Source organism: Crenobacter sp. CS_VA4 (genome assembly GCF_055597485.1).
In genome coordinates, this window is record NZ_JBVMAE010000146.1 from 1 (window position 1) to 257 (window position 257).

Consider the following 257-nt stretch of genomic DNA (forward strand, 5'->3'; position numbering starts at 1 on the left):
GGGTGATGACGATTGCCGGGCTCGGTGGTTTGCTCGGAGTGCTGTTCACAATTCCCTTGCGGCGTTCGCTGATTGTCGAGCAGAAGCTGGCTTACCCCGAAGGCGCGGCAACCGCCGAAGTGTTACGGGTGGGAGCCAGCGGGGGTTCCGGGGTGAAATTTCTGGGCTGGTCGGCGCTGATTGGCGCGGCGGTCAAGTTTTCGGAAACCGGGCTGCGTTTGTGGCCGGGGTCGGTCGGCGCCGGAACCTGGCTGGGT

At 64.6% G+C, this 257-nt stretch carries 1 protein-coding gene; it reads left to right on the forward strand.

From position 1 onward, the window contains the following. On the forward strand, window positions 1-257 hold a 257-nt coding region (locus tag ACZ2IA_RS23085; protein ID WP_470294915.1), incomplete at both ends, for an OPT/YSL family transporter.